This is a genomic window from Legionella oakridgensis ATCC 33761 = DSM 21215, assembly GCF_000512355.1.
Classification (GTDB): domain Bacteria; phylum Pseudomonadota; class Gammaproteobacteria; order Legionellales; family Legionellaceae; genus Legionella_A; species Legionella_A oakridgensis.
The window spans coordinates 1,218,296-1,243,481 of the sequence record NZ_CP004006.1 but is presented as its reverse complement, the minus strand read 5'-3'; the positions used below and the strand labels follow the sequence as shown (position 1 = coordinate 1,243,481).

Genomic DNA, 25,186 nt, shown 5'->3' with positions numbered 1-25,186 from the left:
ACCTGCCAGTTGCTGGAGATCCCTCGCTGCACTCGGGATGACGTGGGGAGTTACGAAATTTTTTACTAAAGCATCAAAAATACATCATGTTAAATACTTAGTCACAGGATGACATACAATGGTGAATAGTAGCGATTTATTGCTTTCTTTGCAGAGATAATACCAACATCACCAATGCTAATGGCACCATCACGTAATCAGCGACATGTCCAGGTGCAGTGCCCGTAATATGGACAGGTTTGACATGCATGAAGAACATGCGAAAACTGTATTCCAGAAAAATGAGCAAGTACATAAAAGGAATCCAAGCTTGATAACGCCAAATAACAGCAAGATAGACAACAGCCATCAGCAGTTGCGACGCCCCCCATAAAGCAAAGATTAAAATGACCGTAGCAGCACCATTTGAGGTAAATGTATTGAGTGGAATCGTAGCAATGCTTTGCGCCCCGCCATCAGGAAGAAACATATGGAGTAAACTACGAACAATTGTTATCAAAGTAATAAGATAAAATATCCATTTAGCAATGGCATAACCTTGATAATTATTATTCAATGCGCGGGGAAACAAGCGATCTAACATATTTTTTCCTTATCGATGTTTATTTTAATCAGTAAATCCTGTTAATACTCTCATCAATTAAAATAATTTTTTGCAAATTACTTACAATAATATAAAAATATTCTATCCATGGAATAATAACCATAAAAAGGAGAAAAAAATGTTACTCAGATCATTAGCTATCTTATTTAGTTGTGTGTTGTGTTTTAATCCAGCAGCCGCTTTTGCTGATGACACAAAAGAATGCAATGCTGAGCAAACCGCAAAATGCGAGCGTTTTTGTGGTCAGCATGATGGTTTGGAGTCGTGCATTATTGACATTACCACACGCAGTGGCACATGCACCTGCCAGGACGGAGCATCAGTCACAAGATAATAAGCGATGTTTCAAAAAAAATAAGAAGTTATTTCTTTGTTTCTCTCCCTTTATTCTAAGGGGAGTCAAAGAAGCCAGTTCATTCCCATCGACTAATATTATAATGACATTGATCATCATGGTTTTCGCATCGCCAAAAAGACTTTGGGCTCCAGTATCAGATCAGTTTCTAATCCAAGAGCAGTTTTCACTGAAGCACCACCCTCTTTTCTATTTTTAAAATAATCGAGCCAAGCTTACCCTGACAAATACTTAAACCCAAACCTTTACCCCCAAGGCAAATACGTCGATCTTTTTCAGAGGAAGCTGGCCGTTCCAAAAAAGGCACGCTTTTCTCCACTCCTTTAAATCCCGAACCATTATCTTTTACCTTTAAATAAGTTTGCCCTGTTATATTGGTAGCAATCGTAATTTTTATCTCGAGGTAAGCAGAAGTTTTTTCTTGGGAAAAAAAGGCATCAAAGCTATTTCTAATCGTCTCTCTTAGAAAAAAATACAACCATCGACTTTCATGTCCAGGATCATAAGTATCTGGAAACGTAGGGAGGTTCAGATTTTTTACCTTTTTAACCTCGTTGAGAAATAAAGTTGCTTTACCTAACACTTCATCAGCAAGTTTTTGTTTGATTTCTCGAGAAATGACTACATATGAGGACAGGTCTATTTTGAATGTTGTTTCTTCGTGTAATGGCATGGTTTAAAAACTTCTATATATAAAGAGTAAAAAGATTGGCAAAATTCTAATTTTAGACGCTAACTCTGCGTGGAATAGGTGGCGGGTCAATTAGAAGGCTGTTTAACTAATCTCTTAGTGTACCAAAAAACAGCAAATACGACAAAATTTGCTTATAGTATAAAGAGCTTTTATAATCAACCTATAGACTAATTTGGTCATCCATGAACAATAAAAGATGTTGGAGATTTCCAACATCTTTTTATTCAGCACCGTTATGGTGAAAGCATGTGAAAATGACGACGATGAGACTATGACCATCACGCTCCTGATACTACTCTGCTAACGAGCTCTGCTTCTTGATAGCTCTCGTCCGGCTTCTCTGATTTTAATCTGGCAGCGTGAACGGCTTTAAAAAAAGATTGTAATATAGAAGCGTAACGAAACACCGGCTCTGATACAAAATGACTAGGTTTCCCCTCTTTATCTGTTTTTAATATAAATCCTTTCTCTGCTGCTTCAGATGCTTTCATAAAAGATACAACGCATTTATTACGCGCTTTCTCAACTTCAAAAACAGCCGCATTATGCCATGGAGTGCCACCTGGAGAATGATCTTCGTTAAACCATATACCAATTTTGTCAGAATCTACTGTTTTAGGATGACATGATAGTCGCAGTGCTTCTGGCTCAATAACGGATAGATAAGTGCTAAGTGCAGCACTCATGCGTGCCACACCACGAGCGACAATGGCAGCATCCTTTTTTATTCGCGACATGGATCTATCCGGGTAAGCCATACTTAATTCAGTTGTAAAAAATCGGATTTCACCTCGATACAAATTAAGACTATCAATATCCGCATGAGTTTTAGGCTTTCTAACTCGCTCTTCAAAACTTGCATCCGTTTCTGCGTATTTATTTAGATCAACAGTACCTGATAAATTAACAATTTTTATATTGTTCAAGTGACTTTGCTCAATCATACTCGTTAATTGAGCCAAGTAACGTTCGCGTTTATCTTTAGTATGAATATCAGGAAATACCTCATCAAATGCAAATCCATCAGTATAAATAACCATCTCAGCCCCCGCAGGATAAACGGCCGCTATCTTCTGACAGATGTTATTTAAATGTTGTAAAGAAACCAATTCTGCCATATCGGGAGAATCACTGAGTGTTTTACCTCGAACAGGTGCTTTTTCTGGAAATGCAGGCATCACAAGCCGTATTTTTTCACCTTTAATGACCATGGCATCTACGATTTCAATAATCTTGCTTGAAAATTCAGTTATACTAGATGCCTCTCCATCTTGAGGAATTCTTCTATGTTCTGATAATACTTCAAGAATTTTCATTGTATAAAGGCTTGGCATTTAAATACTCCATGAGACAACACCAAACAAATTATACTTTTTTTGCACAGTTAAATCAATAAAAATACAATTGGCGCGTTTTAAGACTCCAAAGTCGCTCTTAAGATTTCATTAGCAATCAATTTGCCCTAACTAAATGCTATAGTGAGTGTCTGGCGGGAGAAAAAGCCTTTATTAATATCAAAGAAATAAAAAGTTAAATATTCAATATTTATTAATACCCATCCATGGGTTGCTCATTTTTTCAATTTCCGTATGGGTAGAATCTCAACCATCAATTAAAAAAATACAAGGGAAGGACGAACGAGGCCTGTTCAATCTGGAATATATCGAGTTAGGGAAGAGCTTTACCCCTCAACACCGAAAAGCCGTAAATCGACTTTTATATCAAGATATGGTTTCTGATAAATGGTGCTCTGCCGACACTGCCAATCAAGATACCCTGTATTCCAAAAGTATTGTGCAGTTAAAATAATCACCAAAGTATTTGCTAAGTTTTACGAACAATATGGATATTTATTGTGCTGGCCCTTATCCGATACAGCCGCTTTGTATTCTACGTATGATTTAGATTCTTTAAAAAAGATAAAATTATTTAAAGAAGTTCGCAATGAAAAAAAGTTTAAACACTTTTTTGTAAAGCAGTTTCTTAAACAAAAACCCCAATTATCGAAAGATTGCAATCAGCTGCTCAAAAGAGAATCGACCTCTGATATTCTTTATTGAAAGAGGACGACTTATAATAAAGCAAAAATATCCCCACGCCACAGAGCTTGCGAATATGACATCACAATAAGTTGCTGTGAGTTAATTAAATTCCTAAAACAAGAACCACCATTAATGTATTTTTGTCGACCAGCTGTACGACATCCAGTTAATGCGGCATCTCTCTCTGTCTCATAGAAAGAGGTTGGGAACAATTCCCACCTTTTTTAAAAATCTTCACTTCCATTATCTGGAACTACACGGGTATGCGTACCGTAAATCACTAAAATATGTTGTTTATTTTTAAGTTTAATATCCTCTGCCTGAACAACGGAGATGATACCGCCACTATTGAGTCGAATCACGTATTCATACCCCTTGCTTCGACCAGGACCACTACTGCCCGCACTACTCTCAGGGGTCGCCTCTGAAGAGAGTGTTTCATCAGCTTTGCTATGTAGTCTAACCGGACGCATAGAAATGATGGTTCCAGGCACTACTTTTTTAATTTTTCCAACTTCTGCTGAATCGTAATCTCCAGGTGGTATATCTTTACTGCAACTGACCAATAATAGGCAGCCCACTAATCCTGCCATGAATGATGTTTTTTTCAATTTCATTTTCTTCTCCATAAAGTAGGAAGGAGCTTGATATAAAAATATTGGCCAATATAGTAATGTGACCGCCGTTCAAAATCAATGGAATTTACGACAGGAAAAAGACTACCGTGTTGCATCACTGGAAACCCAGACTATGGCATTTTAGCCTATTATTTATATATAAATCCGTTAACAATGGGAATGACATGTTTGCCATGCTTATGGAAAAGCCAGGCCAATCATTAAAATGTACAAAATTAGAAAAACCCCATCCAACCTCTAATGAACTACTTATCAAAGTAACAGCATGTGGAATTTGTCGGACCGATCTGCACGTCGTTGATGGTGACTTAAAACATCCCAAGCTCCCCCCTTATCCCAGGACATCAAATTGTGGGCATTATTGAGGCGGTGGGCTCAACCGTTAAAGAATTTACTGTTGGGCAGCGAATCGGGATTCCATGGTTGGGAGAAAGCTGTGGAACGTGCCGCTTTTGTCTATAAAGAGTTTTTAGCACTAGCACCTAAAATTCCCATCAAAACCGAAATACACACTTATTTTTTGTCTGAAGCAAACCAGGCGCTGGATGATCTTCGGCAAGGGCGTTTTACAGGAGCCGCTGTACTTATGTTAGACCCAAGCAAGCATGAACATTCTTAAATTGCGCGATGATTATCCATCTATAAGCATAAACTGTGTTTTATAAGGAGCAACGTAATGTATTACCTTCTTACAAAGTTGCTCATTGGTTGGATCTTCAATGGCCACAATTAAGCATTGTTTATCTTCATCCACTTTAAGAGGACTGACTCCATGGTTAACCAACCATTTCATTTTTCTTTTAGACAATGACACTGCGCAACGATTTCTGGCCACAGGAATTTGATCTCGTGGGAATAAAGAGAGATTATATTGTGTTGCTAAAATTTGCATGAGCTGAGTGTGATTGATGAAATTTAATCGGCACAGGATCTGGCCCAAACGCTCTCCAGTTTTATATTGCTCCAAGAGTCCTTGACGTAATTGTTCTCTACTAATTAAAGAATGTTCAAGTAATAAGTCACCTAATCTTCTTCTGTAAGGCACCAGTAAATGACTGCCTGGAAATTGATGCTCGGTTTTATCCCAGACAGGCTGATTGCCGGATGATTGCTTTTTCGGCGAACTAAAATAAATGCTGTATGCTCGGATTAAGGCATGCAAATTTAATATATTGCCATATAATGAACGCGGTATAGCAAGAAAGGCCGGTATAAACCCATAAATACGAAATGTTGCAATGGTTCGTTGAATGAGCCGTTCACACATAATCATGACAGCAATAAAAATCAATCCCTTGATCCATGGATGTAAATTAAATTGCTCTTGCAAAGCCGGGTACTCCGGATTTGCATTGGTAAAAAAAGCATACAAGACCCAAAAAATAAACGTTAGATAGCCAAATCCGTTAATAAAATGGGTGATAAAGGCTTTTCTATCATGGGCCAACGTATAGCGAACTCTCCATTCCCGCGGCCACCGGCTATGACGCCACTCCTGAAAGACAATACCAATGATCCAACGCGATTTTTGACGAATGGCTTTGGCATACTCGAGCGGGAATAATGCACGGGTCGCAATAACTTCTTTCACAGGCTTTTGTACGTATCTTTGGCCCCAAAACCAACGTTTCTTCCATTGCATACGTATAATATGCCGGGTCAAAAATATTTGCTTTAATCCATACACCCGCAACGTCAATGAAGTACGGTAATCTTCCGTTAATGAATCGGTAGAAAATGGTTCTCCAGTATCTGAATGTTCAAGAATCTCTAAGGAGCGCCTGGAAAAAGCAGTTCCAACCCCTGCGGAAGGCACATGGGCTCCAATGGATTCACGGACTACAATATCTTTCGTATGGCTTTCTGCAAATTCATCTGCATAAAGCCAATGGGTGAAATTCCAATAATTTACCTCTAAGGGGAAAATTGGAATTTGAATCATGTCTTTTCGGGGAATTAAGTAATTGTAAAATTTAAAGGATAAGGGATGAATAACATCTTCTGAATCATGCAGCACAAAGATGGTAAACGACTGATTCAGCGTGCGTTCAAACGCTTTGATAAATTTGTATATTCCATTTAAGTTCGTGGCTTTATTTGTTGGCCCAGGATGTTCTCCAATAATACACTGCACGTGTTTATTCAGATTTGCTACCTGTTGCACTTCTGCAATCGTGTCAGGATCATTGGGATAAACACCAACAAAAAAATAATAATTATTATAATCAATGGAATAAGTATTATGTTTCAGCATGGTTGCAATAACATTTGCTTCATGCCAACAAGGAACTAATACAGCGATTAATTGCTCCTCATGAGCAAGCAATTGTTCATACGTAAGAGGACTATAGCGACGTGTTTTCCAGATTCTCCATACGTATCGACACCAATAGTACAAGTCGATAAATAAATCATCTAATCCCGAAAGAATAAACAATAAACATAGGCCAACCAACAAATACCACATCAAAAAATATAAAATCAATATTGTTTCGTTTGGCATTACATCGTCACGTAAAAATGAAGTTGAACGAGATTGTTGCTATAGTATTTACCGTAAGGATTAATCGAAGCTCCCCCCACTGGCAAATAAGCACCCTTTATATGTTCAAATCGCAATTGCAAATTAAAGCGATTTGAAGGAACAAATGCGATACCCGGCCCAACTTCGGCCAGATTATTGAAAAACTCACGGCGCGTATCTGCAATGACCCGCCCCGTCATGTATAAATTCAACAGGCTGCTGTGATATTGCAATAAATGGATGCCCTGATGCGTACGTATTAGCCCAATCACATCATTTTTATATCTGGAAAAATAAGTGACATCGGCATACCAATCGCTGTAATAACAAAAACTTATTTGCAATTTATCAAAATAAGCAGGCCTCGCACCATATTCCTGGTAATACATAAAACCGCCGCGCAAGTCCCCTCGCCAACGATTTCGGTCACGATACACCAGATCGTATGCGGCACCCGTTTCAACAAATCCAACAATAGGCAATCCTCTGAACGGTGTTACTTGCCCACCAATGCCCATGATTTGAACATTATCTTCGTATATTTGTGAAATTTCACCCAAATTTTTGGAACGATTATCATCCGTTCGACGGAAAAATAAATATGTCCTACTCTGCATTAAATCGTGTTGCTCAATACCAATCCTGAAAACAAATGGCCTTACCGTTAAACCAAAACGGCTTTGAGTAAATGGATTAAAATAGATTTCTGAAAAATAAGGTGATGGCAATACCTTAGTTTGCTGACCGCCAAGAATGGTTAATGCATTTTCAGCCTGAAAAGATAGATTTTTATCCAAGCTGCGGCTTGCTAATTTAAAATATTGATAAGCTGCGGGTTTATTATTAATTTGATCATATAAGTAGGCCAGCTGCATTGCCAAACTTGGTTCATTACTCTCATTATAAGCTTGAGTAAAGTAATGTATTGCTTTGATTTTCTTCCCTTTTCTTATGGCAGCATAGCCTGCTTCTTTGAGTGTTTGTATATTGTCGGGTTGTTTATCAATGGCATGCTTTAAGAAACGACTTGAAACCGCAATATCTTTTTTCTTAAACCTGTCATCGTTTAAAAGCACATTTGCTTCTTTCGCTGGTTCAATGTTATTTTTTGACTCATGAGGAATGGTTTTTAAATTTGCAAAAAAAACAGTAGGCTCCGTACAACAATCAATGACCGATCCTTTTATGAACCATTCAGCAGAAGCATACAATGCAGGCACATCCTCTACAAAGGCATAATCCTGGTAGAAAGGCAAATATGAAGCCATTGCATTTAATGCTTGTTGCGCCTGGAGTTTAACTGTTCCTTTCACGTGCTCCATCATCCGCACATATAAACGTGTCGACTTTTCCCAATCACCATTCAAATAATATAAATACCCCAATTGCAAAGCATATACATCGTCATTATCAGGCAAAAGATTATCTATACGCTCTAATGAATGGAGTGCTTGCTGTACATTATCACCATTCAGTAGCCATTGACTGAATTCCTTATGAGCGGGCAAATAATTATTATCCTGATTTAAAACAATAAGAAGTGCGTTTTTTGCCGCTTCGGGATTTGATTGTTTTAATCGGTAGTATTTATTCATTAACACGATGGGATCACGATGTAGTTTCTTAGCTTGCTTCATTGCAAAATAGAATAACGTTGCCATGATGAGCAATAAAACGCCTATTAAAATAATAACCCACTTCCTAAGCATATTTCCCTCTACTGCCCTTACCAGGCAAATCCAACAATCTCCGCCATTTAACCATGTTGAAAAGCGTATTTCTCACGACAAAGATCAAGCAGGATTTGGATACATATCACTGGCAGCACCTACACAACGGTATAATAAAGATTCAAATATCCACAAACGAGTCGCTAAAAGCAGGAGAATTTATAAATAATTCTTTTTTTAACGCTTCAACAATCCGTTTAGCCGCGTTTCCATCCCCATAAGGGGAAACACCTCGCGCCATATTCGAATACATGTTTGTATCGGTTAATAATTGACTAACCGCCTGAATAATGTGGTTAGTTTCTGTTCCAATCAATAATCCAACTCCTTCGGTGAGAATGGCAAGTCGTTCTGTCTTGTTTCTTAATACCAACACAGGCTTGCAAAGAGCAGGCGCCTCCTCCTGAATGCCTCCTGAATCTGTTAATACAAATAGTGAACGTTGCATTAGATGGGTAAATTCATCATATTTTATGGGTGGTAAAAGATGAATACGTGTTTTTTGTGAAGTAATGCTTCAATCTTTTGTTGCACAGAAGGGTTAGGATGAACCGGTAAGATAAAATGAATATGCTCAAATCGGGCAACCAGCTCAATCATGGCTGAACAAATGTTTTGCAAATTTTTGCCAAAATTTTCTCGGCGATGGGCCGTAACTACAATGATGTTTGTCAGATCTCGAGCATAAGCATTTTGATCTGGTCTATTTTTTAGAACCCAAAACAACGCATCAATAACAGGATTTCCGGTGACAACAATTTTAGAAGCAGGAATCTGCTCACGCAGAAGATTTTCTTTTTCTAATATGGTCGGAGCGAAATGCCAGGTTGCAAGAGGAGCCGTTAAGGTACGGTTCATTTCTTCTGGAAAAGGTTCTTGAGAATTAAACGTCCGTAATCCTGCTTCAATATGTCCAAAAGGAATTCGATGATAAAATGCAATTAATGACGTGGTAAAGACGGTTGTGGTATCCCCGACTGCAAGCAGTGCATCAAAATGCGTGTTTTTCATCAAGTCATCGAGTTTTTCACACAAATTAGCCGTCAGCTTGCCCAACGATTGGTTAGAAATCATCACATTTAAATTGACATCAGGAGATACATTAAACACTTCTAACATATCCTCGAGCATGTCCTTGTGCTGGCCTGTATTAATCACAACCACCTTTGCCCAAGCACACCTTTGTAATTGAAAAATAACAGGAGCCATTTTAATAACTTCAGGCCTCGTTCCTAAAACGCAGCCAATGGTAAAGGACTTAAATGCTTGCATCCCTTAATCCTTGATTTTTAATGCCTATTGCTGTGACGACTTCCACCTGAAACGAGGGAGACCGCTAACCGTCATTAGGATAACTTAATATCATGATTTAGCAATCAAAAAAGTTATCTCATGATCTTATTTTGTTATAAAATATAATAATAAAACCACATTTTCCATTGTCATCGCGCAAAATCCAGGCCTATTGGCCCACATGGAGATTTAAATTATCGATGAAGACCATTCTGTTGTTGCTTGGCTCGAATGTTTTTATGACATTTGCATGGTATGGCCATCTTAAGACTTTAAATCATAGACCTTTAATAATCGCTATTTTGATGAGCTGGGGAATCGCATTTTTTGAATACGTCTTACAAGTCCCTGCTAATCGTATTGGTTATAAGGACTTTGATTTAGGGCAATTAAAAATCATCCAGGAAATCATCACCATGGGTGTCTTTGCTCTATTTGCTTATTTTTATATGGATAAGCCCTTAGGATTAAACTTCTTTTATGCTGTCTTATGCATGATCGCCGCAGCTTATTTTATATTTCATCAATAAATTTTTACTTTATGTTAATTTTGTTTAAACGGTATTTTTATTATAAACCATTGTCTTATTCCGCCCTGAATTTTTAGCATGATAAAGAGCCATATCGGAAGCAGCAATAAGATCATGCATGTTTTTACCATGCAGCGGGTATACTGCTAAACCAATAGAAATCGTGATTTGCATTAAAGCATTTCCTCCATATCTTAAGTGAATATGACTTACTGCCTCATGCAGCAGCTGTGCTCGCTCCAATGCTGTATCTAACCCAATTTCAGGTAAAATAACAATGAATTCTTCGCCACCATACCGACATGCGATATCCTCTTTTCTTACAAAATTATGTAATACTTTAGCAAGAGCCTGTATTACTATATCTCCTGCTTCATGTCCAAATGTATCATTGAATTGTTTAAAACGATCAATATCTATCATGAAAAGCGCAAGAGTTGTCAATCTTCGCGCACAACGACTTATCTCACGTTCTAACGTTTCCTCTAAATAGCGTCGATTGTAAAGACCTGTGAGCACATCACGAAAAGATTGATTGCGTAAAGTTTCGCGAAGTTTGATATTTGAAATACCAATTGCTATCTGTTCTGCAAGCATGCTTGCTAAAAGATATTGATCTTTTTTTTGCGCAGCATCCTCATAATTTTTTGTATGTTTCCATTCCAAATAAAATAAACCTAGAATATCGCTTTGGGCAAATAAAGGAATGCACATATAAGGTCGAAAATTTTTATTTCTTTTAAAATGGGGGCAAATTAACTCATTTTTTGGTTCGTCTACTCTGTAAATAGAACCACGCCGCAAACCTAAACATTCATCTGGTTTTATAATTTTTTCTTCTAATAAAGGGTGCTTCCAGGAAACCATTGCTTCTAAATAATTGCGTGAAGGGTGCATTAAATAGAAAATTCCCGCTGCATCAGGCAGCAACTTATAAGTATATTGAGCAATTAACTGATACGCTTCTTCAATAAATAAACAGGTTTGCAAAAATGAACTGAACTCTTTCAATAATTGTATTTCTTCATTACGACGATTTAATTCATCTAAAGTACTCTCAAGCTTTCTATTGGCTTCCATTAATTTTCTAGTAATTTCAATTTGTGCTGATGTTTCTTTAGATCCTTGCTCCAATTGAGAATGGAGTTGAACATTTTCCATGGCTACAGACGTCGCATCAGCAAGCGCTTTTAATAAATTTAGTTGTTCTTCAGTAGGCAGGTAATTTTCAGCCCAATAAGTGCCAATTGCACCAATAGGAGATACATTTCTTATAGGTACCATTGCCAAACTCTTTACAAAAGTAGGCCGATAAGCATCCGCTGGAATCCTAGGATCAGAATAAATATCTTCAATCATAACCGACTGACGATTTTCCATAACCCAACCACTGATACAAATTTTCATAGGAAATCGTTTTCCTTTCCATAAGGGTGCAATAGCATCTTCATCTGCATAATAACACTGATCTCCATCACGCAGTACAAACGTTGCCCCATCAGCTCCTGTTAAATATCGAGCTGCACGGCGCACAATAAACATGATGGTTTCCAGATCTTTTGCCAAAGACAGTTTTTGTACTACATTTAATAAAAATTCAACTTGGACATTAGAGCCTTGCGACATCAGAGATGTGGGATTTTGATCTGGGAAAGATTCTACGGTAATTTTCTTCGCTACCGCTTTAACATTTTTGTCCATTTTCTTTCAATGCATGCTTGTCATATATCTTTAATATATAGTATAGAGCATAGCGAAATCCTATAATCTCTCTCATGACATTGAAGTCTCGAGTCTTTTTTCAAAAGATAAGTCGGAATCCAAATCAGCATCCATTGTTGCCGATAGTTTCCTTGCCTTTTTAGCGGGCGGCTGAAAAGGAGATGAAGAACTAAACATGGAAAATTGACTGAGTTGACTCGGTTGAACAGGAGATGGTGATAATGTATAAAAATCCGCTCCTGAAGTTGTTTGCACTGACTCAACTGTTGCAGCTGGCACAGTGGTTACATTATTAAAAAAGGGGAAATTTCTGAAAGGAAATTCGTCATTTCTCCTGGTTCAGTAGAGAGTTGTGCTATATAGTCATCAAAGCTTGTCACTGACGTTGACTCCAAGTGCTGCGCTTTGGGGGCTAACTCTTCCAAAATGACTTGCTTCCACGACATGTCCTTTCTGTCCAGGTCAAGGCAACTCTTTCTAAGTCTTATGACCAGTTCTGGTGTAATATTATCCTCAGGTAAATGGTAAGTTACGTGTATATCCATGATGTACAACAACATTTCCATCGTAGGTACATCAAGAGGAATACGTCGCTCACGAAATATATGTAGCTTTTTAATAACTGCCGGGGTGATGTACTCATCAATGAGGTCAGACGAGGCAAGATATTGCTCCATGTACAGCAACGTTTTTAGAATGGCTACGATATTAGATTTATTATAGGGAGGCCTTTCCAACTTTGACCAATAGCTTATAATTGCTGCCTGATTTTCAGGATCACTGAGGAATGCTACGGTCGCAGGCGAACCTCGCTGCAGAGCTTCATCCGTATCAACTAATAAGGCGCGCCCTTGGTGCATTAAAAAATTTCCAGGGCTGGCCGCATCAATAACAATATTTCTTGTCCGTCTATAAATATCTATCAAAGAATCTTCAATGGCAGCATCTGGTGCAGTCTGATTTCCAAAATAAGGAAACAACAAGGCTTGACGAGAACAATCTAATGCTTGAAAAATTTTATTTTCCTGCCAGGGTAAAAGATGCAGTCTATGTGAACTTTCAGTTTTGCTCTTATTTTTTAATGTCTTAAACTGGCGTCGGATAGCATGGTCGTTGTCAATGCTGTCCAATGTTACTCGTTGCAATGCACCGTCCGAATGAATTGACGCAGCCATAAGAGACTGATTGGCCATATACACATACAAAATACCAGGATGAATATCACTGTCAGCGGGTATGGCATTAAACGTCAATTTTAATCGATACCCTTCGATCGTAAAGACAGGGTATTGTGGGTTAATTGCCTGTAATTTTCGTGCAGCCCTTGCAGGTTGACTCATAACGTCTAATTCATCTTCCGTCGCATGAGGGTATTTAAGAACCCAATGGCTGGTATGGCCTGCCACGGTAAATGATGTTTTAGATTTTATTGCGTGGTTAAATGAACCGCTTCCCAAGGAGATCCAATCCATATTTTGCAGCAGCTTAACTAATTCAGAACGACTCATGCAGCACTCTATTTAATTAAAATAATAACAATTAGATTAACATTTGACTTTTCCAAGTGCAAATGCCGCTGCTTATAAGATAAAAAAATGAGAATTTTCTTGAACGCTTACTATGGCCCACCAGGGGCTGCTCCATCACCCATTAAACCATGTTGAAACTCAATTTCTTCTTCTTCACAAATATGTTCAATCATCTCAGCAAGCCTGGCGCTAAATGCTTCTATATCTAATTCTCGATGAGCGCCACGATTAAAATCTGCAACACTGCTTCTTAATCGTTCAAAAGCAGCACGTTGATCATCGTCAGCACTATTAAGTTCTTCTTGAATGCGCTCAAGAGTAGTTCTAATAATTTCATTTCGATCTTCAACGACTTGATCATGTTCTGGAACACCTATAATCGATTGCTCTCTAAATAAACCTGGAGAATAACCTGGTGGCGGTGGTAGGCATCATCATGATCCGGCATAACAATCTCCTAAACAGTTAAAAATTTAACTTAATGATAAAAATAAATGCTATTAAAATATATAGCATAATTTTTTAATCGGCGCTGCTACTGCTATACCAGATGCTTGCTAAAACGGAAGATTGTATTTTTTGCAATTATAAGTTTTGAAACTCTCCGTACTAGACGAGCATCCATTCATACTGCTGAATATGTTACAATTTATCCAATAATTAGCATTGGAATCTGATATGCCAGCTCCGGAAACCTCTCAAATTGACTCTCATAACCTCAATTGTTTTGCCTACCTAAGTCAAATCGCACTTAATACACCAGATAAAATTAAAGAAATATTTAAAGATCAAACCATAAAACATTTTTTTCTGAACCCAGAGCCCTACAATCCAACCATATCGTACGCCAATTTATATACGAAATTTTTAACAGCGCTTGAACGTCAAATTGAAAAAACCAAACGGCAATCCCCGCAGCCTTCTCCGCCGCAGATCCATCCCATGGAAAGAAAAACTATCAACAATGGATTAATACCATTTATCAAAACAGAAATGATATTCTACCAGAAACCTATGAACGATTTAGAGGTGCTTTGGCAACAAGGAGACTCGTCGATTCAAGACCAGAGAAACTGGTTCGTTCTGCAATGAAATCTTACACAACCTCTGAGACATCTCATCAGTATACTCCTCAAAGAGAAGGTGGGTTATGGAGACGAATCCGTACTACCACCTCCAGTACGTTTAAACCTATGCTAACCACCAGCATCCCTTCTACTCGAGATTATCAATATACTTTATTACTAAGGGAGGCCGATAAGAGTTATCCGCAAGAATTAAGATTTGGCACACAAGGTCAACGTCATCAGGACAAACCACGAGTCTCGCCTTTATTCAAAGAATGGCTACGTCAAAAGAATGATAAAAAATTGCGCATGTTTATTTTAATTTATTAGGCTATGACCGAAGCAACTATGAAGGGAGTAAAGAACGTGAATTAAGTTTGGCACTGCATGAACTGGAAACAGAACATCCCAATATTGTTGTCATTACCTTACCTGCTGACCAAGGATTGATGGAACAACATGCGTATGAACATACCCAAAATGACCCCGAGTTAACGACAGAAACATTCTTTGCTGAGATGATGGAAATCGCAAATGGCGAGAGCCGTTCTCCAATTAAAGACTTTGTCATCAGCCTCAAAGCCAAACAATTACTGTATGGGGAAGCTGGTGAGGATTATAATAAAACCAAAGAAGTTGAAGTTCTTACTCGATTATTGGGCAATAGTTTTCGGGCGATGGGACTTGAAATTAATAATCAAACACTCCTAAGTCCTGCTCAACAGCAAGCCATCTGGTTTCATTTTACCAAGTATGAGATGCCACAGTATGTTTTAACAGCGCTACAACCGGACACCTGGAATGCTTCATGCAAAGATGCCATTGACCGAGGAGGCGTGGCTTCAGCCTATTTAAATCTAATGCGTTCACTCCGCTCCCCTCTCCCTATGTCTCGAGATGAATTTGAACAAGCCTTGCATGCAGCAGCCACCTTGGTCAAGGGCCGAGGGTTAAATCATCACTATGAAATCATATGGAATGCCCTCGATAAATACATTGATGCTAATTTTACAACCTTATCCAGTGATCCTAATAAAACCTGGTTGATTCACTGGCGTAATGATAATACACCGCAGATCATTGCACGCATGCCTTCATACTTTGCCAAGGTTCTTAAACAAAATGAAGCGCTACTGAATCAAAAATTAGAGGAACTGCATGGTTTACCACGACCCCATAATAGATTTACCGTCAATCATATAGTCGCCATTCATAAAGCTCAGCAGATCCTGGCATCCGTCAAAGAACAATTATTTGATGAAAACGGCAATCCCAAAGCAAGTAGCGGTAAACGCTTATTATTGGAGATTGTCTCCCATACGGCGCAAATGGCATTATCTCCCAATTCACCGCCGGCCAAAGACTTAAGCCTGGTATTGTCCGAATTAGGTGAAAATCCCATGTGGGGTAAAATCTGTGGTTATTTCAAGGTATTTGTGGGATTTATCGTCTCTTTTACAGACTGGGGTAAGACATTAATGCAGAAAGGATTTGATAGCATTGAGCGATACAGTGACATCAACCTAGAACGCCGAACAGAAATAGAAACTAAATTTAAAGACATGAAAACAAAGCTCCAGGAAGAGCACATTGAGGAACAGTCTTCTGAACTCGAATCGACGCTCACGTTGGTAATTTCATGACTTATGCTCTTGAATTGGCACAACGCTTAGAACATATTTGCACTAGGCAATACGGCATGTGCTAAACCAATAATTCCAGCTTGTTCATCGGCAAATAATACAATTGGACAATCTGCGCTATCGGAAGCAAGCACCATTTGTTCCTGTTTCGTCACCATGGCATCGGCTTTAGACCGATTATCGTCATTCCATGGCATATCAACAATAACGACGTTATTTCCATGCACCATACTGACGGTGATCATCGAAATCGAAGAAAGATTCAATTGTTCTAAGGCCCTGCATTTATTTTACTTGATGTATTCGGGTCGATCAGCGCTGGTATCATTGCAATTAAGAGAAGCATAATACCCTCTACTAACGCCACCTTTACGTGTAAAAAAAGCGTGCCCTATTGATTTTAACTTTTTAAATTCAGAGTCCAGAATAATATCGATCACTGTTTATCCTTGAAGCAGAAAAATCATTATGTGTAATATATAGAAAAAAATGACTGGATATAAAGAATTGTTTATTAGAACCGTTAAACAATCGGATTTTTCTGATTGGAAAATACTTTATAAAAAATATTTAATTTTTTATAAAACAAATCTGACGGAAACAGAACTTGTAAAACTTTGGACTTGGTTTTTTGAACCACAGAAACAAATTTACTGTTTTATAGCTATTGTTCAAAATAAGCCTATTGGCTTAATCCATTTTCGTGAGTATTTGCGGCCCATTAAAGCGACTAACGGTATGTTTATAGACGATTTATATGTAGACAATGCATTCAGAGGACAAGGTACAGCACGAGCATTGATTAAAGCAGTCCGTGAATTCTGCGTGAATAAAAAAATCAATTCTGTACGCTGGATTACAGCACAAGATAATCATGACGCCATGAAATTATATGATCAACTTGCTATTCAAACACCATGGCGGATGTATGAAATGCCTATCCAAGACGAAGTCTGAACCCCATTAACGATAGGTTACTAGACACCTCTCATGGAATCTGCTAGTAATTTGATTAATACTCCTATGTTTTTAATTTACTGTATGAAAAATAAAAAATTTTCCCTTATAGCTCTCTTTCTGATCTTAAGCGCATTCCGTATCGCCATGATATTTACTGCACCACCTGAAGCGGCTTCTCTACCCGATCCAAATCAGCTTGGGTACACTGGTCTTTTAAAAAATTCAATCATCCAATTATTATTCTGCATAAGCTTTATTATTATGTTAGGCGGTTTTAGTTATGTCCTCAGTATATTACCCAAAGAAAAACACACCACCTCTTCAAACATTGAACAGCTCATTTTTGTGCTGATTGCAGGATTAACCTGCATTGCTGCAAGTATCTTATGGATAAATTGGACTTATATTCATCTAGAATTTAGAAATTTAATTTCAATGCTCATGTATGAGTCATACAATCCGCTATCAGCACCCCATATGAGTTATTACCAGTGGAAGTATTCTATTAACCCAGCCAAACTGACGGTAAGCTTATTAATTGTACCAGTACTTCTTCCCTTACTTTATTATCAATTAAAAATCCGCAAACAAAAATAAAAAGCGCCTAATACTGATTGAGTTTCACCGAGCATCAAACACACCATTCAATCAGTAAAAAGCGACGTTACAAACACAGGAATTTAATAGCGAATACAACAAACAAAAAGAGGGGCTCACTCTTCTGAGTTGAGTAAAAAATAACTCATGAACACCTGTATACCTCTAAGGGAGCATACTTATCCGTCTATGCGGGTCTAGGAGGCTCTGTGGATTCTGGTTGCTCTGGGCTCTCAGGAAGTTCTGGTTGTTGTGCTTCTTTTCCTTTTCTTTTTGCAAGAGCTATTTTTTGAAGTGCTTCTGCCGTCAAAGTGGTTTCTTGTGCCAAAACATGTTTTCTATCTTTTCGATCATAGGCTTCTGCTTCTTTTCTACAGGATTTACCCCATTCTTCATCTGGAATTCTTTTAAAGAAAGTCATAATATGCTCCATAGTTATATTTTTGGCATTGTACCACGTTCTTCTGTCATTTTCTCGCCCTCACCTTCGTGTTGTCGAAGATAATCTAACTCATAACTGTTTGGTGATGCAGATGTCAACTGGATTGTGCCGATGGTACAACGTTCGTCTAGTAAAGGCTGTAAGTATGAGATATGACTAGGATCTTCTGCGGCCTCAAGATATAATTCATCTTTAGAACGTGCATTAATATTAATTTGCGCTTTTGCCATAAAACGCTCCAAGTTAACTTTAGAAAAAATTTCAATTTCTCCAGATCTTAAGTTAATCGCCATGACATCTTTTGCCTGTTCTCCCCTAGGCACATTATTATCTACCAGCAGAAAAGAAACTTCTTGGCCGACAAATTTGGCTAACGTTTCCGGTATTTGCTGACACATAAGCTTATGGCAACGTAATATACCCTGGGTGTGTTCATAGCGTCCTTTTGTACCCTCTTCCAATCCCCGGGCATAGGAGCGTTCTATAGCATCTGTAACGTCTGTAGAAACAATAATTCCTCTAACTTTACCACCATTCAATAAGCCAAATTCAATTTTATCTTTACCTAAAAACACTTGGTCTATAAAGACATGGGGAGCTTTTCCCTGTTGTGCCATTTGCATCAATCGCCCTTGAATTTTTTGATGAATAATGGAAGCTTCTTCCTGTGCTAATTGAGAGTATAACTCAGGCCTTACCGTACCTGGCTCAAGCAACAATGATTTGTAACTATCGGTATTAATTTTAACAACATTATCCCATTCCACCCCTGCCTCTTCGACACTTCGCTTGATTCGTGTTACTGAAGAACCTTTGCCCGAAGCTTGTCCGCCAGCAACCATCAAAGTAAGCCTTTCTGTTGGTGCTGGTATGTCTAAAGGAGTAAGAGTGTCAGATTCACTGATTGTACGTTGAACCAATTCGCCAATTTTTTTATTGGCTGCTTCTGTATAAAACACATCAGTTAGATAAGTAATCATTGCATCTTTAGCCGTATAATGTTCCTTATATGTACCAAAAGTAGCGCCACTCTCCTCTATTTGTTTGCAAATTTTAGCAATTCTTGCTCCCTCAGGCCTACTGCTAATATCAATGCCTCTTAAATAATCATTAACCATTTGTGTAGTATATCTTTTGATTGTTTCTCGCTTTTGATCCAAATCCAAGCTTTCAAGCTCATCAAGAACACTTCCATACACTTGCATGCATTTTTTATACATATCCTGCTCATTTTCAACCTTAATTTGAGTGGATACTGCCACAATCGTTTCGTGCCATGCTAATCGTTCTGGTCTAAAGGCTACAAACTCTTTGGGAGGAAGCCTGGGATTAATTTGATGTAACTCCGCTAGTTCCTCTGCATCATGATAGGAAACATGCTCACCATCTAAAACCGTATACTTTAGATCACCTACCAAAACCCCATCGACAGTGGGCTGTTTTTTTAATGAGGATAAAATGCTTACCGTAGATACTTCCCATGCTTGCTTTGTCATAATAACAATGCCTTTGAATTGCTATTTATTGGAATTATAGAATAAAATTTGATCTTTATTTAAATTTTTTGATCAAATGTATCGGCATAGGGTATCTTAGAATAATCAAAAACCTGATTTGCTTGAAAAACAATCGCTCCATTGAGTTCAAGCAACCTAATATGTTGATTTCAGGTCAAGCGAGGAGATAAAAACGAGAAATATAAGAAATACTAATGAGAACCAAAGTTTGGCTTGAGCACAGCTAGCAATGAATTTTCAATGAAAATTGGCTGTGCATCCGCAAAAACCACTATGAATACTAACCCCAAGTCCCTGATGTGCCTCGATAAATCCCCCGTGTTATGGTATCAGCAACTGTATCCCTTACCCACGTTTGAGCATTATTAGTACTTACCATTAAGAGAGGTTGGTCCACCGTATTATCAACTCCGGCTGCCGTACAAATGGTTTTAGAACCATTATAGGTGCAATTTGTACTAAATAACGCGCCACGATTAGGCAAGGTTGGTATTGCCTTCATTGCCCAGTTACTACCACCATCCGTGCTCACAGCCAGCATAGGAGCAGCGGCAGCTCCTCCTCCAGTTAAATCTTCACCTGCTGCCACACAAACCGCAGTATTCCCGCTTGTCCCACAACTAACCCCATTGAATATCCCCAATGCGGGGCTATTAAGCACAGCTTTTACATTCCAAGTTAGCCCCCCATCACGGCTAACCACAAGAAAAGGAGCATTTTGCATCCGTCCTACCGCTACACAGGTTGCAGTAGCACCACCACCTTGGCAATCAATATCATCGAGGAAACCACCAGCAACCGCAGAAATAATTGGCCTGGAGCTCCAAGTATTTCCACCATCCGTGCTTACAGCAATAAAAGGCCCTGTCGCAGTATTATAACCAGCCAAACCACAAACAACCGCATTACTGGCGCCAGTACAACTTACCGAGTTAAATACGGTTAATCCTACCGGTAAAGGATTAGTTAAATTTTTAGTGACCCAGCTATTCCCACCATTCGTACTTACTGCCAAGAGCGGACCAACTTGAACACCCAAGTTATTTGCTTCTGCACCAACCGCAGCGCATATGGCTGTATCACCATTTCCAGTGCAACTTGTTGCATTGAACTCTCCAAAAGGAGGAATGCCAGCAACTGCTTTGACTTCCCAGTTATTACCGCCATTCCTCCCAACAGTCAATAAAGGCGTGTCTGTTTGACCAACAAGCACCTGCCCTACAGCAACACAAACTGCATTATTTTCTTCACCACTACAACTTGTACCAGAAAATAGACTGTCCGCTGGTGCGCCAGTAGGAATTGTTTCCCAGGTTTTACTGCCATCCCTGGTAATAGCGAGAATAGCGTCTGCAAAATTATGGCCAGCGGCCGTACAAATAGCAGTTAAATCCTGTCCCGTGCAACTGGTTGTAGTATAAAAACCGGCTAGAGAAGGATTTATAATCGCCTGCAAATCCCATGTAACGCCTTCATCCGTACTTGTTGCAATAAAGGGAGCAACTCCTGAACCGCCACCGCCACCACCTACAGCAGTCAAAACACTGTTTGTTGCATTATTTGGTACTGAAAATGCCATGGTAGCGCTTAACGGTCTTCTTCCTTGATAATCGACCAGTAATGTTTGATTAATGGATAAACCGGCAATCGTTTGGGTCGGAGAAATTTTTATTCCAAGATTACATATTGAGGGACCAGCAGGCAGAGTGTTACCACAGTCATTTGCAACCGTCACTCTACTAATTGGATTAGAAATACCGCGAATTGAGATTGGAAAACTTGATTGAGGGACATTATTAGTTATTGTATAAATAAGAGTAGTGGAACTTCCAATCATATAAGTATTGGCTAAAGCAGGATTAGGTCCTGACAGGATAACTGGGATTGCAGCCTTTGCCGATTTTATAATAAATAAAAATATTGGATACAAAACTAAAGCCATCCATTTCATATTTTATCCTTTAAAAGCACCAACGAATTCCCGCCATTATATTCTGGCTATGAAAAGTAAACACCGGTGGGGTCTGTAAAGCCACATCATTAGCACGAGCATAAGACGCTGACACACTCCCTAGATAGGTATACAAATATTCCAGCATTACACTAAGTCGATTTGAAATTTTAACTTGCATACCAAATCCTAAATCGTAAGCAATTTTATGATTTTGCTTCTCCTGCAAAGGCAAATAACTGAGCGGGTCTATACCCGCTCCTGTTACTCGTTCACGGTAAGTTAAATCATTCCACGCCATACCAACACCAAAGATGGCATAAGGAGAAATATATTGATAGGTAAATAAGTTGGGCTTTGCTTCCAGCATGACACGGGTACTGGTAAATGGCGCATTAAAACTGTAATTATTAAACTGTGGTAATTTGTACTGCCATACATCACCGTATATTGTGGTTGACGTATAATAAACATTAACTTCCAAGAGCAGTTGATTTAAAAGTTGGCGATTTTGTAATCGCTCCATTAAAATGGGATAACCTACTCCTCCCTTCCATAGGGAACTGCGTGCCACATGAAGATTATGAAGACTATCTGTTTCATAATCAGAAATAACGAGTTGATTATTTTTAGATGTTTGCAGCCAACTGCCACCACCAGCAAAAGAAAATTGCAATTTTTCTCTGACACTTTTATCAATGGAGGAAGCAAATGCATGTTGACAAAAGATACATATCATTGCACATAGCATACTAATTAACTTAGGCATATTCCCTCAATTCTAAGTTAGGTATTAGGATTATACTCAATCCAGTCTATCAAAAAATATAATGAAAAAAAGCGTTAGAGATGGAAAAATCAGCTCTATTTTCAGGACAAATTATTTCCTGCTCAAGAGCAAAGAAATAGCCACATGATAAACATGCAAATGCGCCTTTCATCATCAGTGTCGCATCAAAAATTATTTTTTTGCTCAAATGCTTTTTTATATTTACGAAGGCTAATCAAATCAGCATCAACAAACTCTTGCCCTTTATGCGCGGTTTTAAGTGGTTTACTCGGTTCATCATCCGCAACGCCAACAATGGCATCCAGTATCACACTTAACAATCGAAATGCCTTTTTCATTTGCAGTGTCCCTATAGTAAAAATTATCATAGTCCAACCATTATAGTCTTGAATCAGACTTTTTTGCCAATGTCGGCCAATACGCTATCACTACCATCTATTAACTTAAGCTTCAAAGCACTAAGTTTTTCAAAAAGCAACGAAAAGCACATGTTCGGTGGGACAAAATCCAAACCGATAAACTGAGTATCCTCCAGATCAGTATTACGCTGTTTACACCATAGTTGCTTCAAAATACGATATTCTTGATTAATAAAGCACACAAATATCACAGGAATATTGTATTTTTTAGCACTCCAGATGGAGTGAATAGCGTATAAACGCCCCCCCATCACCAACAAAACAGACTGCATGTTTGATGAATCATTTCTGCTGTTTTACCCATTTTTTTCAAAGCTTCGACAGAAGTAAAAAATTCATTTTTGTAAATACTGCTGATTTTGCTGTAGTGTCCAAATGCACTAACACTTGACGCAATGTAGTGCCAATATCTCCCACTACACATAAATCGCAAGGATAATCAAAGCCTAATTGTTGTGACGACGATGAAATTTGAATAAGCTGCTTATCGTGAGGAATGCTTGGTTTTCCTGTATATAAAAAGGTAGAGATTTTTTCTCCCAATACTACAAACGTTGCAATAAGAGAGCAAAATCATCAATCCGTTGTACCTCACATGCATATTTGACTGCAGTTGCTGCCAGCCCTGTTAAATTGCCTGATAGCACAGGATTATAAATAAGATGCCGCCGATCTTGCTGCCCAACCGTAATCAATAGCGGAATCCCTGAAGTAAACGCATTGTACAAATTACAAAGAGAATTGGCCAAGCCAGGATAGGTATGAACATTCACGATGGCAGGTTTTTTGGTTACCATGGCATAACCCGCTGCTATACCAATAACACTAGATTCTTGCAATGCTAAAATATACTCCAAATGCCGACATTCAGCTAAAGCAGCTAGAAATGTCGTTTCAGTGGTACCTGGATTTCCAAAAACATATTTAATATGATTGGATTCAATAAATTCTTTTAAAACTTCCCAGCCTTTTTTCATCATTGATATCCCTATGCGCTCCTGGAAATGAGGATAAGCCTTTTTAGTAGAGATCAAGAATCCCTAAAAAGAATTGGATCATGTTTCTTAACAATAGACAAGATTAGGACTTACGAAAAAACCCTGTATTACGGCTACACCTAATACAGGCTACAAGAACTAACTAATTGTTTTTTTCATTAAAAAGTAACCTAATCATTATTTTCTTGTAACTCCCCACGTCATCCCGAGTGCAGCGAGGGATCTGCCTGCAGTGGCACAATTTTTAAAGTAGCGATGGATACAAATCGTTCCATTCAGGATTCAATGCATTAATCAAATCATGCTTCTTTTTTCGAGACCACCCTTTGATTTGTTTTTCTCGCTCAATAGTCATGACGATGCCTGAACAAACTTCAAAATAAACCAGTCGATCCACATTGTATTTTTGGGTAAATCCAGCCACCAGTTTATTTTTGTGTTCATAAACACGGCGTATCAAATCATGGGTAACACCGGTATACAAAACATTATTGTGTTTATTGGTCAGAAGGTAAACGCAAGACTCCGTATGCATATACTATTCCTTGCTCTGTTGGACTGTATTGTTATCTCAGATTCCTGATAACACAGGGATAGTACCAGAAAATATAGATTGGATGGAACTGATAATGCTTAATCCTTGTTTACAGATCGTACTGATAAATCCTCGGATACGAGCAAATTGTTCAGCGCCTTGAGCGGTCCGAAAACCACCGGATATTTTTTGTTTGCATTTCATCATTCGTAAATCACGCTCAGCATCATTATTGGTAAATGGAACTGCCAGATCATGAAGAAACCGTAAAACGTCTTGTTTGTAATGAAATAAACGCCACAAGAGGTTGTGACCTGTCCGTCGAGGTTGTCGACCCTGTTTGCCTTTGCATGGCAATGGCGGCAGCGTTTCATGATACGCCAGCCCATCTCGAATAATCTTCTTGTAGATGTTGGTCAACCGCTTGATGCGAGCAACAGGTATTGCATGATGTGCATTAAAATGACGACAGCGAAGAGCAACACGTAATAGTCGGGTCATAGCCTGTGCCCATGGTTCTTTGTCATGCTCGGTTATTGCTTTTAATTCACGCAAGTGATGCTGGTTGCATAGGGCATGCTCCACACCTCCCAAATTGTAATAACT

General features: G+C 38.6%; 25 protein-coding genes and 3 pseudogenes. 9 read left to right on the top strand and 19 right to left on the bottom strand.

Annotated elements, in window-relative coordinates; translation table 11 throughout:
• Nucleotides 1-136: 136 nt before the first annotated feature.
• On the bottom strand, nucleotides 137-583 hold the full coding sequence (locus tag LOA_RS05970) for a hypothetical protein (RefSeq protein WP_025385557.1): 447 nt from the start codon (nucleotides 581-583) through the stop codon (nucleotides 137-139).
• Between the two features lie 139 nt (nucleotides 584-722).
• Here LOA_RS05970 and LOA_RS05965 point away from each other — a divergent pair, with 139 nt between their 5' ends.
• The gene (locus tag LOA_RS05965) at nucleotides 723-938 is read left to right on the top strand and encodes a hypothetical protein (protein ID WP_025385556.1); all 216 of its coding nucleotides are present in this window, start codon (nucleotides 723-725) and stop codon (nucleotides 936-938) included.
• Nucleotides 939-1,125: 187 nt separating this feature from the next.
• Here the strand turns inward: LOA_RS05965 and LOA_RS05960 are convergent, their stop codons facing one another.
• From LOA_RS05960 to LOA_RS05945, 3 genes are all read right to left on the bottom strand, one after another.
• A complete protein-coding gene (locus LOA_RS05960) occupies nucleotides 1,126-1,632 on the bottom strand; it encodes an ATP-binding protein (protein ID WP_025385555.1) in 507 nt (168 codons plus the stop codon).
• A gap of 299 nt (nucleotides 1,633-1,931) precedes the next feature.
• Nucleotides 1,932-2,987 (bottom strand): L-tyrosine/L-tryptophan isonitrile synthase family protein, encoded by a 1,056-nt coding sequence (locus LOA_RS05955; RefSeq protein WP_025385554.1) that lies wholly within the window; start codon nucleotides 2,985-2,987, stop codon nucleotides 1,932-1,934.
• Between the two features lie 932 nt (nucleotides 2,988-3,919).
• Nucleotides 3,920-4,312 (bottom strand): outer membrane lipoprotein, encoded by a 393-nt coding sequence (locus LOA_RS05945; RefSeq protein WP_420324036.1) that lies wholly within the window; start codon nucleotides 4,310-4,312, stop codon nucleotides 3,920-3,922.
• A gap of 185 nt (nucleotides 4,313-4,497) precedes the next feature.
• Between LOA_RS05945 and LOA_RS15995 the strand changes: the two are divergent.
• Together LOA_RS15995 and LOA_RS05935 are read left to right on the top strand one after the other, a co-directional pair.
• Nucleotides 4,498-4,789, top strand: a pseudogene (locus LOA_RS15995) (alcohol dehydrogenase catalytic domain-containing protein); the annotation flags it as partial.
• The gene (locus LOA_RS05935; RefSeq protein ID WP_025385550.1) at nucleotides 4,683-4,952 is read left to right on the top strand and encodes a hypothetical protein; all 270 of its coding nucleotides are present in this window, start codon (nucleotides 4,683-4,685) and stop codon (nucleotides 4,950-4,952) included. The pseudogene LOA_RS15995 and the gene LOA_RS05935, both read left to right, overlap by 107 nt.
• A 12-nt stretch (nucleotides 4,953-4,964) precedes the next feature.
• Here the strand turns inward: LOA_RS05935 and LOA_RS05930 are convergent, their stop codons facing one another.
• From LOA_RS05930 to wecB, 3 genes and pseudogenes are all read right to left on the bottom strand, one after another.
• Nucleotides 4,965-6,836 carry a glycosyl transferase family protein gene (locus LOA_RS05930; protein ID WP_025385549.1) on the bottom strand — a complete coding sequence of 624 codons (1,872 nt, stop codon included), beginning with the start codon at nucleotides 6,834-6,836 and terminating at the stop codon, nucleotides 4,965-4,967.
• A complete protein-coding gene (locus LOA_RS05925; protein WP_025385548.1) occupies nucleotides 6,836-8,566 on the bottom strand; it encodes a tetratricopeptide repeat protein in 1,731 nt (576 codons plus the stop codon). Before LOA_RS05925 ends, LOA_RS05930 begins: the two co-directional genes overlap by 1 nt.
• Nucleotides 8,567-8,708: 142 nt before the next feature.
• Nucleotides 8,709-9,796, bottom strand: a pseudogene (gene wecB, locus LOA_RS05920) (non-hydrolyzing UDP-N-acetylglucosamine 2-epimerase).
• Nucleotides 9,797-10,080: 284 nt separating this feature from the next.
• Here wecB and LOA_RS05915 point away from each other — a divergent pair.
• Nucleotides 10,081-10,410: a DMT family protein gene (locus LOA_RS05915; protein ID WP_025385547.1), complete on the top strand. Its 330-nt coding sequence runs from the start codon at nucleotides 10,081-10,083 to the stop codon at nucleotides 10,408-10,410.
• A 24-nt stretch (nucleotides 10,411-10,434) separates the two neighbouring features.
• On the opposite strand, the gene LOA_RS05910 is transcribed toward LOA_RS05915, so the two are convergent.
• Together LOA_RS05910 and LOA_RS05905 are read right to left on the bottom strand one after the other, a co-directional pair.
• Nucleotides 10,435-12,111, bottom strand: coding sequence for a sensor domain-containing diguanylate cyclase (locus LOA_RS05910; protein WP_025385546.1), 1,677 nt, complete (start codon nucleotides 12,109-12,111; stop codon nucleotides 10,435-10,437).
• A 305-nt stretch (nucleotides 12,112-12,416) separates the two neighbouring features.
• Complete coding sequence (locus LOA_RS05905; RefSeq protein ID WP_025385545.1) at nucleotides 12,417-13,640, bottom strand: hypothetical protein; 1,224 nt, start codon at nucleotides 13,638-13,640, stop codon at nucleotides 12,417-12,419.
• A 699-nt stretch (nucleotides 13,641-14,339) separates the two neighbouring features.
• On the opposite strand from LOA_RS05905, the gene LOA_RS05900 reads away from it, so the two are divergent.
• From LOA_RS05900 to LOA_RS05890, 3 genes are read left to right on the top strand one after another with little or no spacing between them, the layout of a single operon-like run.
• Complete coding sequence (locus LOA_RS05900; protein ID WP_025385544.1) at nucleotides 14,340-14,753, top strand: hypothetical protein; 414 nt, start codon at nucleotides 14,340-14,342, stop codon at nucleotides 14,751-14,753.
• Nucleotides 14,750-15,058 (top strand): hypothetical protein, encoded by a 309-nt coding sequence (locus LOA_RS05895; RefSeq protein ID WP_025385543.1) that lies wholly within the window; start codon nucleotides 14,750-14,752, stop codon nucleotides 15,056-15,058. Before LOA_RS05900 ends, LOA_RS05895 begins: the two co-directional genes overlap by 4 nt.
• Before the next feature lie 47 nt (nucleotides 15,059-15,105).
• Nucleotides 15,106-16,371 (top strand): hypothetical protein, encoded by a 1,266-nt coding sequence (locus LOA_RS05890; RefSeq protein WP_025385542.1) that lies wholly within the window; start codon nucleotides 15,106-15,108, stop codon nucleotides 16,369-16,371.
• 26 nt (nucleotides 16,372-16,397) lie between these two features.
• Here the strand turns inward: LOA_RS05890 and LOA_RS13710 are convergent.
• Nucleotides 16,398-16,649 (bottom strand): annotated as a pseudogene (locus tag LOA_RS13710) (laccase domain-containing protein); the annotation flags it as partial.
• A gap of 211 nt (nucleotides 16,650-16,860) precedes the next feature.
• Between LOA_RS13710 and LOA_RS05880 the strand changes: the two are divergent.
• Both LOA_RS05880 and LOA_RS05875 read left to right on the top strand, forming a co-directional pair.
• A complete protein-coding gene (locus LOA_RS05880; protein WP_025385540.1) occupies nucleotides 16,861-17,328 on the top strand; it encodes a GNAT family N-acetyltransferase in 468 nt (155 codons plus the stop codon).
• A 33-nt stretch (nucleotides 17,329-17,361) separates the two neighbouring features.
• Entirely contained in the window at nucleotides 17,362-17,928 is a 567-nt protein-coding gene (locus LOA_RS05875; RefSeq protein WP_147370109.1) for a hypothetical protein, read from the top strand.
• A 187-nt stretch (nucleotides 17,929-18,115) separates the two neighbouring features.
• On the opposite strand, the gene LOA_RS05870 is transcribed toward LOA_RS05875, so the two are convergent.
• From LOA_RS05870 to LOA_RS14425, 9 genes are all read right to left on the bottom strand, one after another.
• A complete protein-coding gene (locus LOA_RS05870) occupies nucleotides 18,116-18,349 on the bottom strand; it encodes a hypothetical protein (protein WP_025385538.1) in 234 nt (77 codons plus the stop codon).
• 14 nt (nucleotides 18,350-18,363) lie between these two features.
• Nucleotides 18,364-19,866 carry a zeta toxin family protein gene (locus tag LOA_RS05865; RefSeq protein WP_025385537.1) on the bottom strand — a complete coding sequence of 501 codons (1,503 nt, stop codon included), beginning with the start codon at nucleotides 19,864-19,866 and terminating at the stop codon, nucleotides 18,364-18,366.
• A gap of 301 nt (nucleotides 19,867-20,167) precedes the next feature.
• Nucleotides 20,168-21,838 (bottom strand): WD40/YVTN/BNR-like repeat-containing protein, encoded by a 1,671-nt coding sequence (locus tag LOA_RS05860; RefSeq protein ID WP_025385536.1) that lies wholly within the window; start codon nucleotides 21,836-21,838, stop codon nucleotides 20,168-20,170.
• Nucleotides 21,839-21,848: 10 nt separating this feature from the next.
• Nucleotides 21,849-22,607, bottom strand: coding sequence for an outer membrane protein (locus LOA_RS05855; RefSeq protein ID WP_025385535.1), 759 nt, complete (start codon nucleotides 22,605-22,607; stop codon nucleotides 21,849-21,851).
• Nucleotides 22,608-22,792: 185 nt separating this feature from the next.
• A complete protein-coding gene (locus tag LOA_RS14660; protein ID WP_147370108.1) occupies nucleotides 22,793-22,996 on the bottom strand; it encodes a hypothetical protein in 204 nt (67 codons plus the stop codon).
• 23 nt (nucleotides 22,997-23,019) lie between these two features.
• Nucleotides 23,020-23,319 (bottom strand): thiamine pyrophosphate-dependent enzyme, encoded by a 300-nt coding sequence (locus LOA_RS05850; RefSeq protein ID WP_025385534.1) that lies wholly within the window; start codon nucleotides 23,317-23,319, stop codon nucleotides 23,020-23,022.
• A gap of 273 nt (nucleotides 23,320-23,592) precedes the next feature.
• A complete protein-coding gene (locus LOA_RS05840) occupies nucleotides 23,593-24,027 on the bottom strand; it encodes a thiamine pyrophosphate-binding protein (RefSeq protein WP_025385532.1) in 435 nt (144 codons plus the stop codon).
• A 262-nt stretch (nucleotides 24,028-24,289) separates the two neighbouring features.
• Nucleotides 24,290-24,580, bottom strand: coding sequence for a GIY-YIG nuclease family protein (locus LOA_RS05835; protein ID WP_025385531.1), 291 nt, complete (start codon nucleotides 24,578-24,580; stop codon nucleotides 24,290-24,292).
• Nucleotides 24,581-24,616: 36 nt separating this feature from the next.
• Nucleotides 24,617-25,174 carry an IS66 family transposase gene (locus LOA_RS14425; RefSeq protein WP_025385530.1) on the bottom strand — a complete coding sequence of 186 codons (558 nt, stop codon included), beginning with the start codon at nucleotides 25,172-25,174 and terminating at the stop codon, nucleotides 24,617-24,619.
• Nucleotides 25,175-25,186: the final 12 nt, after the last annotated feature.